This is a genomic window from Faecalicatena fissicatena (assembly GCF_016900595.1).
In the GTDB taxonomy this organism is placed as follows: domain Bacteria; phylum Bacillota; class Clostridia; order Lachnospirales; family Lachnospiraceae; genus Claveliimonas; species Claveliimonas intestinigallinarum.
Map to the genome: position 1 here is coordinate 1 of NZ_JACLYY010000005.1, position 16,418 is coordinate 16,418.

16 protein-coding genes are annotated in these 16,418 nt (G+C 34.4%); 1 reads left to right on the forward strand and 15 read right to left on the reverse strand.

Going from position 1 to position 16,418, the window contains the following annotated elements:
• A partial coding sequence (locus tag H7U36_RS06170) for a transposase (protein WP_205155801.1) occupies nt 1-925 on the forward strand: 925 nt, incomplete at its 5' end.
• A gap of 110 nt (nt 926-1,035) precedes the next feature.
• Here H7U36_RS06170 and H7U36_RS06175 read toward each other — a convergent pair.
• From H7U36_RS06175 to H7U36_RS06240, 15 genes are all read right to left on the reverse strand, one after another.
• On the reverse strand, nt 1,036-2,193 hold the full coding sequence (locus tag H7U36_RS06175) for a Coenzyme F420 hydrogenase/dehydrogenase, beta subunit C-terminal domain (protein WP_205155802.1): 1,158 nt from the start codon (nt 2,191-2,193) through the stop codon (nt 1,036-1,038).
• Entirely contained in the window at nt 2,190-3,257 is a 1,068-nt protein-coding gene (locus H7U36_RS06180; protein WP_205155803.1) for a polysaccharide pyruvyl transferase family protein, read from the reverse strand. Before H7U36_RS06180 ends, H7U36_RS06175 begins: the two co-directional genes overlap by 4 nt.
• The gene (locus H7U36_RS06185; protein WP_205155804.1) at nt 3,254-4,180 is read right to left on the reverse strand and encodes a glycosyltransferase family protein; all 927 of its coding nucleotides are present in this window, start codon (nt 4,178-4,180) and stop codon (nt 3,254-3,256) included. Before H7U36_RS06185 ends, H7U36_RS06180 begins: the two co-directional genes overlap by 4 nt.
• A complete protein-coding gene (locus H7U36_RS06190) occupies nt 4,177-5,709 on the reverse strand; it encodes a lipopolysaccharide biosynthesis protein (RefSeq protein ID WP_205155805.1) in 1,533 nt (510 codons plus the stop codon). Before H7U36_RS06190 ends, H7U36_RS06185 begins: the two co-directional genes overlap by 4 nt.
• Before the next feature lie 25 nt (nt 5,710-5,734).
• Complete coding sequence (locus H7U36_RS06195) at nt 5,735-6,952, reverse strand: glycosyltransferase (RefSeq protein WP_205155806.1); 1,218 nt, start codon at nt 6,950-6,952, stop codon at nt 5,735-5,737.
• Nucleotides 6,949-8,196: an O-antigen ligase family protein gene (locus H7U36_RS06200; RefSeq protein ID WP_205155807.1), complete on the reverse strand. Its 1,248-nt coding sequence runs from the start codon at nt 8,194-8,196 to the stop codon at nt 6,949-6,951. The genes H7U36_RS06195 and H7U36_RS06200 overlap by 4 nt, the downstream gene beginning before the upstream one ends.
• Before the next feature lie 261 nt (nt 8,197-8,457).
• Entirely contained in the window at nt 8,458-9,681 is a 1,224-nt protein-coding gene (locus H7U36_RS06205; protein WP_205155808.1) for a glycosyltransferase, read from the reverse strand.
• A gap of 63 nt (nt 9,682-9,744) precedes the next feature.
• Entirely contained in the window at nt 9,745-10,005 is a 261-nt protein-coding gene (locus tag H7U36_RS15545; protein ID WP_408610352.1) for an ATP-grasp fold amidoligase family protein, read from the reverse strand.
• Nucleotides 9,915-10,265, reverse strand: a complete 351-nt coding sequence (locus H7U36_RS06210) for an ATP-grasp fold amidoligase family protein (RefSeq protein WP_330637053.1) — start codon at nt 10,263-10,265, stop codon at nt 9,915-9,917. Before H7U36_RS06210 ends, H7U36_RS15545 begins: the two co-directional genes overlap by 91 nt.
• Nucleotides 10,266-10,415: 150 nt before the next feature.
• On the reverse strand, nt 10,416-10,949 hold the full coding sequence (locus H7U36_RS06215; RefSeq protein WP_205155810.1) for an acyltransferase: 534 nt from the start codon (nt 10,947-10,949) through the stop codon (nt 10,416-10,418).
• A 2-nt stretch (nt 10,950-10,951) separates the two neighbouring features.
• The gene (locus tag H7U36_RS06220; protein ID WP_205155811.1) at nt 10,952-12,010 is read right to left on the reverse strand and encodes a glycosyltransferase; all 1,059 of its coding nucleotides are present in this window, start codon (nt 12,008-12,010) and stop codon (nt 10,952-10,954) included.
• 78 nt (nt 12,011-12,088) lie between these two features.
• A complete protein-coding gene (locus H7U36_RS06225) occupies nt 12,089-13,270 on the reverse strand; it encodes a glycosyltransferase family 4 protein (RefSeq protein WP_205155812.1) in 1,182 nt (393 codons plus the stop codon).
• A 1-nt stretch (nt 13,271) separates the two neighbouring features.
• Nucleotides 13,272-14,129, reverse strand: a complete 858-nt coding sequence (locus H7U36_RS06230; RefSeq protein WP_205155813.1) for an ATP-grasp fold amidoligase family protein — start codon at nt 14,127-14,129, stop codon at nt 13,272-13,274.
• A 13-nt stretch (nt 14,130-14,142) separates the two neighbouring features.
• Complete coding sequence (locus H7U36_RS06235) at nt 14,143-15,420, reverse strand: phenylacetate--CoA ligase family protein (RefSeq protein ID WP_205155814.1); 1,278 nt, start codon at nt 15,418-15,420, stop codon at nt 14,143-14,145.
• Nucleotides 15,421-15,457: 37 nt separating this feature from the next.
• On the reverse strand, nt 15,458-16,417 hold the full coding sequence (locus H7U36_RS06240) for an ATP-grasp domain-containing protein (protein ID WP_205155815.1): 960 nt from the start codon (nt 16,415-16,417) through the stop codon (nt 15,458-15,460).
• Nucleotide 16,418: the final 1 nt, after the last annotated feature.

Consider the following 16,418-nt stretch of genomic DNA (forward strand, 5'->3'; position numbering starts at 1 on the left):
CTATGAACCGGTTGCCAACTGGCTCTCTGACGCCGGCATCTTTGTCAGCGCTGTCAATCCCATCCTGATCAGGGATTATAAAACACGCAGCCAACTCAAAACAATGAACCGGCAGTTCGGTTTCTATATGGACCAGAAAACTGCCATGAAAAACAATCTTATTGCCCTTCTGGATCAATCCTATCCCGGTGCCAATGACTTCTTTAACAGTCCTGCCCGCAGTGACGGCACTCAGAAATGGGTGGACTTTGTCTATACCTACTGGCATGTGGACTGTGTACGCAGCAAGTCTCTGCAGGCCTTTACGGAGCATTACCAGAAGTGGTGCAAACGCAACGGTTATAACTTCAGTGCCGCAAAGGCGCAAAAAATCTATCTGGGCTCTTCTGACCTGATCGCTGTATTTCCGAAAGATGACAGCACAAAAACGCTGATACGGCAGGCTGTTACGATGCTGAATACTGCTTCACAGACCGTGGAGGCTCTCCGCCTTAAAATGGATCAGACTGCCGCCACACTCCCGGAATACCCGGTCGTTATGGCAATGAACGGTGTCGGTCCATCACTTGGCCCCCAGCTTATGGCTGAGATCGGAGACGTTACCCGTTTCACTCACAGAGAAGCGCTTACTGCTTTCGCCGGTGTTGATCCTGGTAAGAACGATTCCGGCAAACGTAACCAGAAAAGTGTACGCACCTCAAAGAAGGGCTCTCCAAGCCTGCGAAAAACACTGTTTCAGATCATGGACGGATTGATCAAACGTTTTCCGGTAGATGATCCGGTCTATGCCTTCATGGACAAGAAACGATCAGAAGGCAAGCCGTATTATGTCTATATGACTGCGGGAGCCAATAAGTTTCTCCGTGTTTATTACGGACGGGTTCGGGAATACCTTGCTTTTCTGGAGGGAACCAGGGAAAGCTGATTTCGATACCATACTTTGCTTCAGACCAGCGCATTGCGGTGGTCTTATTGTGATACTCTTTTTTCAACCTGTATAAAATTTTCAAAGTTCATTAATTTCTGCTTGACTTTTTATTTGCAGGCTATTTTTATTGTTCGTAGAACTTTGTAAAGTTTCACTTTTAACTTTTCTTTTTTCTTTCCATATTTTTTCAATACCCTCTCGATAGGATATTGGGATAAATCTTGCATAAATGTTTGACGATTCATATTCAAATCTACTGAATGAAACCTCGCAGAATTATACTTTAACGCTTCTTTTATATCTATCTCCTTAATCCATAAAGATTCTTTTATATCTTCTATAAGTTCCTCTCCTTTGGACGATTGGACAATAATTAATGAACACCCCTGATTATCATTTACGTTGGGATCTATATTTTCTATCCCCCACATATCAGCTAAACTTATATCGCTTTCCGTATGTTCCGTTTTATGTGTGCACTGATAGCAGCTTTTCCTTAAAAAAATATTAGACAAATATCCCTGCATATATAAATCTTTATCTAATGGACTTAGATACTCTCTGTTATTCTCAAATGAGATTAACAGAGAGTATCTTTTCCATCCATATTTTTTATGTCTGAAAAAGATTCTCTGCGCTCTTGCAGAGGCAACCTTCTCTCTATATTCCACATATTTTTCCCATACCATCGGTGATGGAACCCCATGGCATATGATATCTTGAGTATACAAATTATCATATGTTCGGTCTAAAAATGCCAAAAGACCAGATATCTGACATGGCGTACCAGAATATAAAACTTTTTTACCTTTGTCAAGATATTCCTTTGCTAATTTAAATGTTTCCCCAATATCACTTTGTACATATTTTGAACCGCACATTTTTCTTAGTTCTTTTTCTGTATGGGCCACAGTATGATAGACGGATTTGCAGTTTTTCGCCATTACTGCTCCAAATACTACACCACCATGGTTCAAAACATATGATGCAATTAATTCAAATATTCCCCCCGATGACCCCCTTAATCTTTCATCTAAGGTCAGGTTATACGCCATATAACCTTTAATTATTTCAGATCTATCCGTCTTTTCTCTATTTTCTGGGCAATATTTTACACATTTTTTACAGTTGATACAGTTTTCATGATCCACTATAGGATATAAAAACCCCTCCTCATTTCTTTTCATAGTAATACAAGTTTTAGGGCATATTTGGGAACATGTACCACATCCAGTACATTTATCATGATCTGTTATTTCTGTCATGGCTTCTCCTTTATTTCCAATGCGTTAAGCAAAAAATCCGTAGACTCTTTACTCCATTCTTTTATTTTTCTATCAACTTCTTCCCAATTAATATCTGTTGTCTTTAGCAAACCATTAATTCTATTTTGATCATAGCTTTCTAATATCCTATGCTCCAGTCCCAGTCTTTTGCATAATGTTTGTATACGAGCATTCATACTACAATTTTTATCATTTATCGCAATAAATGTTTTGTGGAACAAAATTGCAAAAACCGTGCAATGAAAAGAATCTGTTAAAACTAAATCACAGGTTTTAATTTTCCATAACCAATCTTCTACACTTAATATCTTTTTATCTAAGTGTGACATATCTTTGCAAGCTTCCTGGATGATATATTTTTCCGTAAGATCTGAACTTTCTCTTCCTCCCCGCAGCAAATAATTAAAAATATTAACTGTACCATTGTCCTTTTTATTTTGGATAATATACTCATAGTTTTCTACAGGAATGAGCAATGTAGGGTCACATACAAAATAGGCATCTATACCATAACTTTTTAACATTGCCACTGCGTTTTCTTCTCGTACACTGACTGCCTTAAATCTTTTTAATTCAGGTATTCCATATTTCTCTATATTTGCCGTAATTTCATTTGTCCCAAAGCTGGCAGCATAGCTGATCCGTTTGTTATTGTCTAACATAAAATTTAAGTAATAACTTAGAGTAACGTTTTTCTCTGCGGTCATCATAAAGCTTTCATTCCAAATCTGATCACTTCCTGCTACCACATAATCATATTTATTCTGACTTTCGAAAAGTCCTTTATTATTAAAGTATATCTTTGGCGATAACTGAAGATACTTATTTCTGAACTTTCTCATCACTTTTGCCTTTTTTATATTTTCAAATCTTCTGAGATACAAATCAAAAAATCTTAATGTCAATATATTACGTAATGGCAAATAATTAATATCTTCTACAAATATGTCAAATCTCTCTAAGTGCTTCTGCAGAGCATATGCTTGAAGTACTGCTCCATAATTAGGTGCCCAATGAAAAGTTATAATACCTACTTTTTTCATAGTGACCTCGCTTTGTTCTTGTATATTATTTTTTTAATGAAACGTTTGATTTTTATTTTTAAAGGCGTATTAAATAATTTTACAAACTCTTTTCGTATTCTTGGATCCACCTCAACATTCTGAAATTCAACAGGCTTCAGATTTTTATCAATATGAACCAGGAATCTCGTATCATTGGCTTTATTATGTATGCCGCTTCCATCAAACCCAATATTTTCTACCCGTGTGTTCACCGGAAGAATTGCCAACATCTGGTTTTTAAACATCGAATAGCCGAATCGAATAGCCCAAGAGTCTATCGTCCCATTCATTTGGTTATCAAGCATATAGGACCGGTCTTTTCCATACACATCAAAAAGTTTCCTTTTTTTTCTATCATTCTTAAATATCTCATAGTCTTTTACATCCCAATCAACTAAATTCCATCTATCCACCCAAGTAGCCCAAGCATAGCTTGAGCCGCGTCCCATCGCAAATACGTCTTTTTTATAATCATTTGGGAATTTAATTGGTGCAGTATATGCCCCAATAAATCCTATTTTTTTATTATCCTTGTAAAAGTCAAGACCTCTATCCATATAATCCAAAAAATCATATGCCACTTTATTATCATCTTCAACTATAATTGCACGGCCATATTTATTAATAACTTTATCAACTCCTGATATGATAGAGTTAGCCAGTCCCTTATTTTTCTCAGCTTCAATGACATTAACATTCTTAAATTTTTTCTTCCATTGAGGTTGATTTATTATTTGCCGCACCTCACTAACTTTTTCTTTACCAGAACTTTTTTTTGCAGCATCGGAAAAAATATAGAGCATGGTATCCTCAGCATACTTACATTCTGATAATGATTCTAATACCTCCGTTGTTTGATAAGGTCTATTATATACAAACAAAATAACAGGGGAGTAATTCATAGTCTATCCTTCTTTCTTTTTATCATTTTCAAAGCGTTATGAATAATGATCTTCTCATTTTCATTGGCGCCAAACTTTATAATACATATTCCATATACTGCCACAAAAACAATACCTTTAATAATCACTAGCCAGAAATCACTTATATGCATATACCCAAATGGCAAAGAGCAAAGAATAGCTAAGGCTAAACTCAAAGTAATTCCCTTTGAAATTCCGGCAAAATACTTAATCACGTGGAATCCAAATACCTTTCTATAATGAAAAGAAAGTATGACTATTTGCCCCAATATCACCGATCCAGCCGTTCCCCATGCAGTTCCCCAGTATCCTATAATTTTCACCATACAAATACTAAAAACTATATTAATAATAGCTGTAAATATTAATATTATAGAGCGTCCCATTCTCTTCATATAACCATCCAACACACTATTAGCTCCACTTAAAGTGTTTGCATACATCATTGGAATCATTAAAATTAATGCCAAATAATATACATCGCCTTTTCCACTACCAACCCAAACATTTATAAAATTTTCCCCTACAGAAATAAAGCCTCCAAGAAGCACGGCCATTGTTAAATACTGGTATCTCCCTACTTTTACTACAAATTTTTCTAGTTCCTCTGTAGATGAATGTAGCTGAACCATCCTTGCTGCTTCTGGCGTGTACAAACTTGCTAATGCACTAGACATAGAATTAAAAGAGACATATATAGTCAACGCCAACGAATATACTGTTACTAATTGCGGTTTAACCATTGCACCAAGAATAACGCCATCAAGATTTTGGTTTACTTGATTAACAAACGTTTGCATCATAACTGCTATAGAAAAAGATAAGAGCATCTTAAATAATTCTTTATCTAGAAAGTGGAATTTTACTTTAATTCCTAATATCTTAAAGCAATACACTACATCGCATATTAGTAAGGCTACTGTAAGTGAAAGATCACACATAACTAATGAAAAAGAACCAAAGCCACATAATAAAAGGGCAACTATTAGTACAACCCTTAAAAGCAGTCTTAATACTTTAAGAAAATTTGAATATAAAAATTTTTCATATCCATGAATAATGCCAACAAAAACGTCTCTAAATAAGTATAATGCAACATTAAGAACTAAGATAATATATAGCTTTTTCACTAAAAGAATTTGATTGGAATTCATTGTGGCACTATACAGCGTATCTATAAAACAAAATAAAACTGCACCCGCCAAAATTACCAGCAAAGATATGATACCTGCAATTGATATCCCCATAGCAAAAAGATTCTCTTTATCTCTATTTTTGTCTTTATCTTCTCGCACATTATAACGTGCAACCATTACAGACATTATAGTTCCTATTCCTATTGAAATTAACGCAAGCTGCCCCGTCAAAGACTGCACTGTACGGTATACACCATATTCTACGTCACCAATCTGTTGCAGTATAAAGGGGGTTAGAAAAATAGAAATAAATATATTTAGTATCGTTGCACTGTATGAAAAGACTGCTCCTATTTTTCTTTGGTTTTTCATTATTCATTCTCCATTAATATAAATTTCAATTAGATTTTTCAATAGATATTGATTGATATAGTTTAAAATAGTTTTCGCACATTACAGTAGACGAAAACTTTTCTCTTACATTGTCACTTATTTCTTGTTTTAGTTCTGCATTTGTATGTCCTAGTTTTAAAAGTGCATCTACAACTTCTTTTAAATTATCCATGTCAACAATCATTCCTGCATTACAGCAACTAACCACCTCAGGGCACGCAGTAGAGTTTGAAACAATAGCAGGTATACCACAGGCAACTGCTTCAGCAGTCACCATACCAAACGTTTCCTCCTTGGAAGGATTTAATAACACATCACATCCCGAATATATTTCAGCTAATTTATTAATATTTTCTGTACGTAAGATACCATAAATATTATCAGGAAGCTCTCTCAACTGTTTTTCATTTACTCCTACCATAACAAATTTATAATTATCAGGCAAAACAGTTGATAGCTTCAAAAATACATCAAACCCTTTTTCTTTCTTCCATACGCTTGATACTCCTAATACAATAATGTCGGTCTGATTATACTTATTTTCTTTTCTCCATGCTTCTCTATTTCTAGGGTAAAATAGAGAGGTATCTATTCCATTATATATTTTATAAATATTTTTATTTTTCAAAAAAGAAGACTTTATTTCACCAAATAACCAATTTGAATTTGCTATTATATGTAAATTAGGCATTCTGAGAAATATTCTTTTCTTCAAACGATAATTTCTTCTAGTACCATCATATTTAGAATCGGGATATGTAGATAAGTTTGGGCAATCAAAACAGCCCGTTTTCCACTTCATACAATGTTTTTCAGAATAATGTGCACATTTTCCTGTAAAAGGCCAGCAATCATGAAATGTCCATATTACCTGTATATTTCTTTTCTTTAAATAATAAAATAATAGTGGATAATTCAAATAATGCCCATGGATATTATGCAAATGCACTATATCGGGATTTATTCTTTTTAAAAATTTAATCGCCTTATAGGTTGGCAGTAATGACCCTAAGCCTTGCATGCAAAAATATCGCGATAAAAAACTATGCAAATGTGTTGTCCAATAATTATATATTGAGAGATGACCTGATTGCTTTTTAGGTCCATATCCATATATTATATGATTTTCTATCCCTTTATCGTTTAAAAATTTATGTATTTTCTGTGCTATTTGACCTGTACTACCGCTGCTATATGTAACATTTATTTGAACAATTTTCATTCCTTATTTTCATCTCCACATGCCATATATTTTAATGTAATTGGTATAATCAACACAACCGCCAAGGTAATCTGGCTCACATGAACAACATTAATACATGCCAACATCGAAAAAATAATCAAGGTATATATAAGCGCCTTTTTATTTTTTCCAATTAGTCTTTTTTTAGCCAAAAATAATGGTCGTATAAATCCCACTATCCCAATAACTCCAAAGCAACCATAGGCAGCCAACATATCTAAAAAGGAAGAATGGCATCCAAATGGTCTATTTCCCCAATTTCCAACTATAGGATTTTGCAAAAAGGCCTGTAAAGATATCTGGTATAATTCTAAACGAGACTGAGAATCACTTCCTGTCACGCGGCCCGATGTCTGAAAAAACACTAATAGTTCTTCTAATCTTTGGGCCATCGACTCGTCAGCAATACCAATTAGCCATTGCAGAATATTTTGATATTGTATTAAAATGCTTACAACTAATAAAGTCAGTAAAATTTTCTTTACAAGCTGAATCCTAGTATGAATTTTAGACAAAAAAACCGACATTAATAAAATAATGACATATATTATAAACGCCAATGTTATTTGCGCTTGAAAAAGAAAAATAAGTACGGATATACATAATATGCCCTTAAAAATTTTATGATTTTTTAGATATCCATCTGATAAAGTGAATAAAATCATAATAAAAACAAGTGCATAACAAAAACTATATCCTCCGATTCCATTCGGTATTTCAGCATTTAATAACAATTCTTGTGATTCTGCGCTTGTACTTATTGCACGTACTAAAATAGGATTATTTATCAATTCAAAAAATGTATGAAATAACACAATAATCATATCTGCCATATACACTTTGCAGATAAGATTAAGTTCCTTTTTTTCTCCAAAATAGAAATAGTATGAAAACAATGCAAATATAATAATAATATATAAAAATGCTTGAAAGTATAAATTATAATAAGCTCTTCTTTCTAATAACATTGAAGAAAAAATAATCGCTACAAAACCTATCATTAAAAGAGAAGTTTTCAAAAAATAATATAGATATGTTTTTCTTCTATAGCAACTTAGTCCAAACCATATAATAGCAACAAAAAGTTTCATAAAAGATGGTATACTATCTACTATATATGTAAAATTTCCAGCATTAAGCCATAAAATAACAAAAAATCCCAATATTAAATGTGCTGATTTAATTGATATTACTAATCGTTTTTTTCGCAAAATTATATTCATCTTTCCCCTTTATCAAGCATTCCTTACAAGAATTTGTAACCTTCCCACATATAGAAAAATAATCATCATATTTTCGTGATATTCAGCTGACTTAGTTACTGACACGGGAGATCCTGAAGCCATAGATTCTATTTTTTTGATGAGGAAGAATAGTTACTATAGTCATCAGGATATATCTCTCCTTTTTCTTTAGTTCTTTATTCCAGTCAACAGCTTCATCCAAGTTTTTATCACTCTCACTGTTGATTGTAGTACCTTCATCTACTTATCCCCACATAACTGTACTTGTAAAAATGTCAATATCTTTTTAGTCATTTCTCGGTAATTCTTATCACTTATAGCAAACTGTGCGGCTTTTTTTCCAAATAAACATAGTGCTTGAGAAGTATTGGCCATAACTGTAGTTAATGCATTAGAAATACCGTCTATTGATTCATCATCTATAATGTAAACATATTTTAGGTACTCCTCAGGCATCCCTCCTACTTTCGTAGTTAATAGCGGTGTTCCAGATGCCATATACTCCAAAATCTTGGATGAGAAAGAATAATTGCTATAATCGTCTTCTGTGGGTTTGTTCACTACAAGTAGATGTGCACGTTTCAATGCAATCAATAAAGTTTTCCTATCAACTCTCTTAAAAAACTTGATACGTGAATCCTGCTTGATACATTCTTCAATAAAGCCTGCATCTGCTCCAGCACCATATAAATGTAATTCTGCATCTAAATCAGTCTTCATAAAACCTTTAACTAAATTCTGAATGCCATATAGCCTGCTGAGATTTCCTCCATACAAAATTGTTTTCCTCTCATACTTCTCCTGATCTGGGATATCTTTGAAAATATCAGCGTCACAGAAGCCCTCAGAAACAATATAAGGTATATTCTCAATTCCCATTTTCTCAGCCATTGGCTTTGTAAACAGGACATAACTATCACATTTATCCTGAAGTGCAAGCATTTTTTTTGAAAGCCGCTTAGAATACCATCCACGAATCCCTGTCATATTTTTCCATGAGTACATATATTCTGGAAGATCAGCAATTACTGCGCAGAGATGGCAACAATATTCCTTACATAAACGTATTGCTGGTTCTGAATAAGGCGGATAAATAGAATACATTAAAACAATCTTGTCTTTGATTTTCCGATTTTCTTCTAACCACTGTTTCAACAGTTTTTCTACATTTCTTTGAATGGAAAGCTGTTTGAGGCCTTGAATATTTACAAAAGGAACCCATTGCGCCTTAATCTTCTCTTCAATCACTTCTTTATTTGCAGTAATTCGCTTATAAATGCTATGTGGGTATGCTGCTACAGCAGGAACGCTTAACGCTTCTATTTCTGCTCCATTCTCTACCAATCCCTTTACCAACATCATTTCATAATTTACAGGCGCAACAGAAGCTTTTTCTTTGCTATTATTATTAAATTTTTCCATCTGCTCTGAAGAAATCAAAGAGCCAAGCAAAAGTACTTTCATTTTTAAATCGTCTCTCTTGTTCTATTCTTTGTGTGGATCATTATATTAAGCTAAATGGTCATATTATAAGCCTAACATTTGTCCAAATTTCCTGTCATATTCCTTAGGTTCAAAGGGTATCAAGCCACCTCCGGAATGAAATGTCAATTCACTAAATATAATTCTTCCGTCCACATTATAGAGATCTACCCGGACAAATTCAAAAGGAGCAGCCAGTCTTTCCGCAGCACTGATCAGTTCCTCTCCATTTTCTGGTTCCACATCATTATCAAAACCATCATAGCCGTATCTGACAGGAAGTAAATTCCACTCGGGATCAAAAATATTATCAAATCTTTTGCCGCTTTTCTGTCCAATTTCTCTTTATCAGTAACAATGATGTTATAAGAAGAGCCATGTGTCGCTTTTAAAGCAAAGGCATCGGGCAGAGAATCAAAATCAATTTCCTGGAACGAATCATATAGCCCTATTACGTGATTTAAATATTTTGCTCCTATAGTCTTTTCAACATATTTTCTCACTTCATATTTATCCGTGTACATCCAATATGACAACTTTTCATCTGAAATTTTTGTCGAACATATATATTCATTGTCTTAAGATGAGCTAAATCCGGGACATAACCAAACATAACTCTATACAATAATTTTGAATGCTGTTCGTCTGTTATTAGAACCGGAAATTGTTCAAAAAATCGCATCAGACAACCTTTTATTAAAATTTTAATTTTCACGTTAAGCCTCCGTTTTCCGCAGTGTAATTACCTGTGTATTCCTTTTTTGAACGATCATGCTCCCTTTTTTTACAATTCCTTTAACCACACTGCCAGCAGCAATAACACAATCATCTTCTATCACAGTGCCCTTCAAAATCACCGTTCCTGCACCAATCCACACATTTGCTCCAATCTTAACTTCACTTGTAACGTAATGATTATCCGAAACTTTTCCAGCTTCCACAGCATGATCGTTGTCGTATATCATCACATATGGCCCTAAAATAGTATTGTCTCCTATAATTATAGAGTCTCTTGCAGTAATTATGCAGCCACTGTTTATAAATACATTGTCTCCTATTTCGAGCCGAGCATCTTCTCTTACATTGAGTTCCACGTTATTCCGCGTTCTGAACCTTTTCCCTATGTGTACCTGCGCATTCGGCGATTTTTTGATGTGTGTTGATATAGAAACTGCATATAGATTTCTATAAGACGAGAATCCGATAAATCGTATACCGTTAATTATCACTTTACAAATCTTTTCTAACATTCTTATTCACCAAACGCCTTCTTATACTGCTTGATAATGCTCTGATTATCCAATTTCTGATCAATGTATTGTTTTGCTTTTTCGCATATCTGCATGTAAGTATCTCCTGATACTTCTGTCATTTTATTAAGACTTTCAATAAATTTTTCTGGTTTCTCAAGGCTGATTGCATAACTTCCCACATTGTTCACATCTGTCCATGGTGTCTGGTCACTGATGATAACCGGTCTCCCGGTCAGCAAGGCCTCCACAATAGAATGACCAAAATTTTCTCCTGTTGTGGGCATATAATAAGCATGATAGTCAGATATCACCTCTGAAACTCTATCATGCTCAACCATTCCTTTATAATTGACTTGTATATTGTCTGGAAGTTTGTCTATTATGTTCCTACACTGCATCCAATATTCTTCATCTTCAACAGATCCATATATGTCGTAAATCACTTCACCCCGGACCTTCGATAGCCATCTGATCGCATTGAGGAGATTTTTTGTCGGATGGATTCTGGCAATATATACCAGCCTTAGTTCCCCTCTTTTTTTCTGTAAAACCTTTTCAGATTTTACAGATACCGTCGCAATGTTCTGGATATTCAAAAGATAGCGGTCCGGAATGTAAAGATTCTCTTTTATTTGCCGGCTTTCATCCTGATTCGTACCTTGAAAGAATATATCTTTTAACATTCCTGTATATTTTAATACATATCCATAAGTTTTCTTTTTAAGTTTACCTTGGGATAATCTTTCAGGATAAAACTCGCCTCTTGGTGCAACAATGATTTTTATGTTTTTATGTTTCTTTTTATAAATCAGTACAGGCAGCATATCATCGGCACTAAAAAAACTGTTCTGATAAATAACGTCCGGACTGACAAAATCAATCAAAGATAAAATATTTTTCAGACTATGTTTTCCTTTAGGCACATAATATGCTTTCCCAAAGGAGAATTGATTCCACCCATCATGGACACCCTCCAACGGTTTATCCTCATTAATCTCGTGGTTTTTTGATATAATGTATATATCAAAATCGTCCTTAATGGACAGAACTAAATTCAAGATACTAATCGGCGGTCCTCCACTCTTTTTTTGTGGCCAAAACAAAGAGGCCATAATCAATAATTTTCTCAAGTATTTCTACCTCACTAATTCCTCAATCTCTCTCACAATTCTATTATATGTATGGCTTCTGTCAAATAATTCTTCAGCCATGATTCTTGAATTTCTTCCCATTTGTTTTTTCTTCTCAGGGTTCTCAATTAATTCTTGAAGTGCCTCTGCAACCTGTGCTGAAGATTCCACATCACAGTTAATTCCACACTTATATGAATTTAATAAATCTCGATATTCTTCACATTCCTGTGTGTTCACAACAGGCAATCCTGCAGCTGCATAGTCTGCATGCTTATTTATTATACTCTGGGCAGCCCCTTTAGCAATAGGGTTAACAGCAATGTCCCCATTTTTTACATATCCTATTAACTCAGCATATGGCAACCGCCCCCAAAAGTGTACAGGAAGTCCCACTGCATTAGACTGGAATTCCTCCATTTTAGGACCATCACCAAAAACCTGAAAGCTAAATCCTCTGATTCCTTTTTCATATAATTGTCTTATTGCCTCAATCACAATGTTAATATTATAGCTTGAACCTAATGTTCCAATATATACAATCCAAATTTCATTATCTTTTTTCTGAACTGGAATAACTGGATATTTATCAAACACTTCCAAATCAGTGCCAAGATAAACACATAATGTGTTTTTTGTATCTTTCCTAACAGAATTTGCTCTGCTGGAATATGTTTTAGAAACCGCTATCACCCTATCTGCATTTTTATATATATAGTCTGCCTTCTTCTGCATTCCAATAAACAGAAAATCCAGATGTTTCAAAACTAGCTGGAAAGCTTCTGGCCAAAGATCTTGGATATCCACTAAATAGGGAATATTATTTTTTACACAATATTCTGCCGTTACAAATGCCGCATCAATCGATGGAACAGCCAGATAGACAACTTCGGGGGGAGACATTGACATCAATGCCTTTTTTAGATTTATTCCAAACTTTCTGTGACTTAATATTCTCCGCAAAGATACATTCTTTTGGTAACCATTTTCATGAATAAAATGCACTTTATATGGCAAATTCAAATTTTCAGTTATTCTCCTTCTTTTTTTTACATGGGAAAAGTCTGTTGTAAAAAAATGCACTTCGTTGCCTGCTTCAGCAAGTTTTGAAGCAAGATAATTAAACCTGTTGTTTCCTCTACTAGTAAAATCACTGCAAAAATGAGCAACAATAAAAATCTTCTTCATTTTACTTCTCCAATTCTTTAAAGCATTCTCCAAATTTGTAATCATATTCTTCTGGCTCAAAGGGCACTAACCCCCCTCCAGAATGAAAAGTGAGCTCGCTAAATAAAACTTTATCAGGCAAATTATATAAATCTACTCTTACAAAATCAAACTTTTCCGCCAATTTTTCTGCCAGTATAATTATTTCTTCTTTATGCAGAATATCTATCGGCTGTTTGTATTCTGGATATCCCTGCCGATATTTTAATTCATTCCACTCAGCATCATAGTGATTCGTGAATGTGCAGCCGTTAATCACTATATTATAAGATACAAACTTTGCTTTTCCCCCAAAGCAAAATACTTTTGCTTCTGGAACCTTACCAGATGCAACTCCTTCGATATATTTATCACAAATAATCCTAGGTTCAATATTGAAATAATTTTTTTCTCTGCCGAAGTAGTAAAAATTCTCTTTTAAAAAGCCATCTACATACTTTTTTGTCTTCTCATAGTCTAAGTTTTCTTTATTCTTTACAATAACATTGTATCCGGATCCGTGTGTTCCACGAAGAACAAACTGGTTAGGCAGCATTTTAAATGGAATTTCGTCAAAACATCGATAAACCCCGTATATTTCATTCAAATACTTTTCGCCAATGCACTGTGCTACATACTCTCTTACTTCATATTTATCGGTATATTTGCTGAGCCAATATTCATCTAATCGAACTTTTCTGGCACAAATAAATTCATTGAAAGTTTTAGGATTGTCAAAGTCGGGGATTCTGCCAAACATAATAAAAAACAAAAGTTTGTTATAGCTTTCATCGCTAATTATTCTACTTTTGCTAAAAAGCTTATATATTATCAGTTTCATCAATATCCGCACTTTAAATTGAATATGATTCACCATTTCTATTCTTCTCTTTCTTTACTGCGTTTACTATCGTTTTTGCCTTTCCGCTTTTTTCAAGTGGAATATTATATTCCTCAATATATCGAATTTCAGCCTTCGATCCCAATGCAGTATGCAATCGGTTGGATAACTCTAACATATTTCTCTCACTAATTTCACCAATATAATGGAATTCAAAACACGTTTTTGATATCTGGATGAGTTGGTATCTCATAATCGTGTCAAAGATTTCTGTAATACTACTGATGGCGACAGCACTAATAATCTTTCCATCAGTAGAATAAATACAATCGGCCCTTCTTCCGTTCAAAGAAGAGAAGGTTCGTATCTTACCTGCCGGATCAGGAGATATGGCTAAATCTCCTATATCATATCGAATCAACGGCATAGCACGATTAAACAAGTCGGTTACTACCACTCTTCCCATTTCGCCAGGCTCTACATGTTCATCTGAGTCTAATTTCAGTAATTCAACGTAAATGCTAGGGTAATTAACCATCAGTGTATCTTTATATGGACTGGATATTGCTAAAAGTCCATTTTCTTCATTGTCATAACGATTAATGACTATACATCCAAAAGCTTCTTCTAATAATTTGCGATTCACAGATGTTAACTCGTCTGAATCACAGATAATCAACTTCACCTTTAACTCACGGGCATTTATTTTTTTCTTCCTAATATAATTTAAAAAATCACAAACTGATGACGCATAACCGAAAATAATACTTCCTGTTTTTTTTTGCAGATGCAAACATAACCACTCTTTTTTTTCTTCCCCAAATTCCGTCACACTAATGTTAACAACATTTTGCGCAATATTTTTCAATGTGGATTGTTTATAATTGCTGACCCAATTTCGGATAAAAATATAATGATCTCCTAAGTTCCAACCCACGGCTTCATGTGCAGCAATCAAATCTGCACGCATCCTAGCTTTTTTATTTGCATCCTGGTATACGATCAAAGGCGTTCCTGTTGATCCACTTGTTGATGCAATATACAATTTTTTATTTTCAAGATATTCTCTTGATCGACATCGCTGACCTTGTTCCTTATAAGTGATTTTTGACATAACTGGAAATTTATGCAATTCTGGTGTCGAAATTTGCTCATAAAACGGGACATTGCAAATTGCATATTCCAAAATTTTGCGAAGATATATATTCAGAGAATTACCTTCCTGCTTCTGTATATTTAAAATATCCTCATATTGTTTTCGAACAGCACTATGTTGGATTGCATCTGTCATCCAAAACACTTTTTTGCGGGTTCCCTCGAACATCCTCTTACCTCCGAATCATAATTTCATTATATTTCATCATATAAGTCCCAATTTCATAACGTCCAATTACGCTATCATTTATTTCCCCATTCAAATTATTTATAATTAAGTTCATATGGTTCGCACCACTTTCGTAGGCATGGGGATATCCCCCTCCAAATCTGGGATTCACTTCAGAAATATAGTACTCGCCATTGATATCAAAAATATCTATATCTATCTGGCCCCTATATCCAGCCTCTTTCGCAAATTTTTCGATCAAATCAAACAATTTTTTATCTTGAAATGATACTGCTTTGTCAGTTTCACCGGCCCGCATTTTCAGTTTTTTCTTTGTGAAAATAGATACGACCTCGCCAGACAGCATATCAATATAAACGTCTGCGCCGATTTCCTGCCCATCCAGAAACTCCTGTATCATAAGTCCGTCTTCGTGGGCAAAAAGTACCTCAACTGTGTCTTTATCATATACTTTTGATATGGAAATGCTTGCACTTCCTTTAACAGGTTTCACAAAGACAGGATAGGTAATTTCTCCCTTTTCTACATCAGAAAAAAACTTTTCCTTATCTACATAAGATCTTGCACAATTATATTTATGGGTTGTCAGCCATTGGAACATTCTATTTTTATCTAATGACATCTCACAAAGTTCATAGGAAGATCCTATAACCTTCACGCCAACCTTGTTAAACTTGTCACAGTTTTTAGCCAGAAGAGATAATTCAGGATCAATCAGAGAGAGAACACCTGTTATTTCTTCCTTTTTGCAGATATCTAAAATAATATCCAGGTATTCCGGCGCATGCATACTGGGAACTATATAATATTTGTCCGCTTCATAAATAGCAGGAGCAAGGTTGCTCATATCAGTTGCAACAACCTTGCCCCTTCCGTACAATTCTTTCCTGAAATATTGAACAATTTTATTTCTTGTACCTGCGCTAAGAATCAATATATTCACG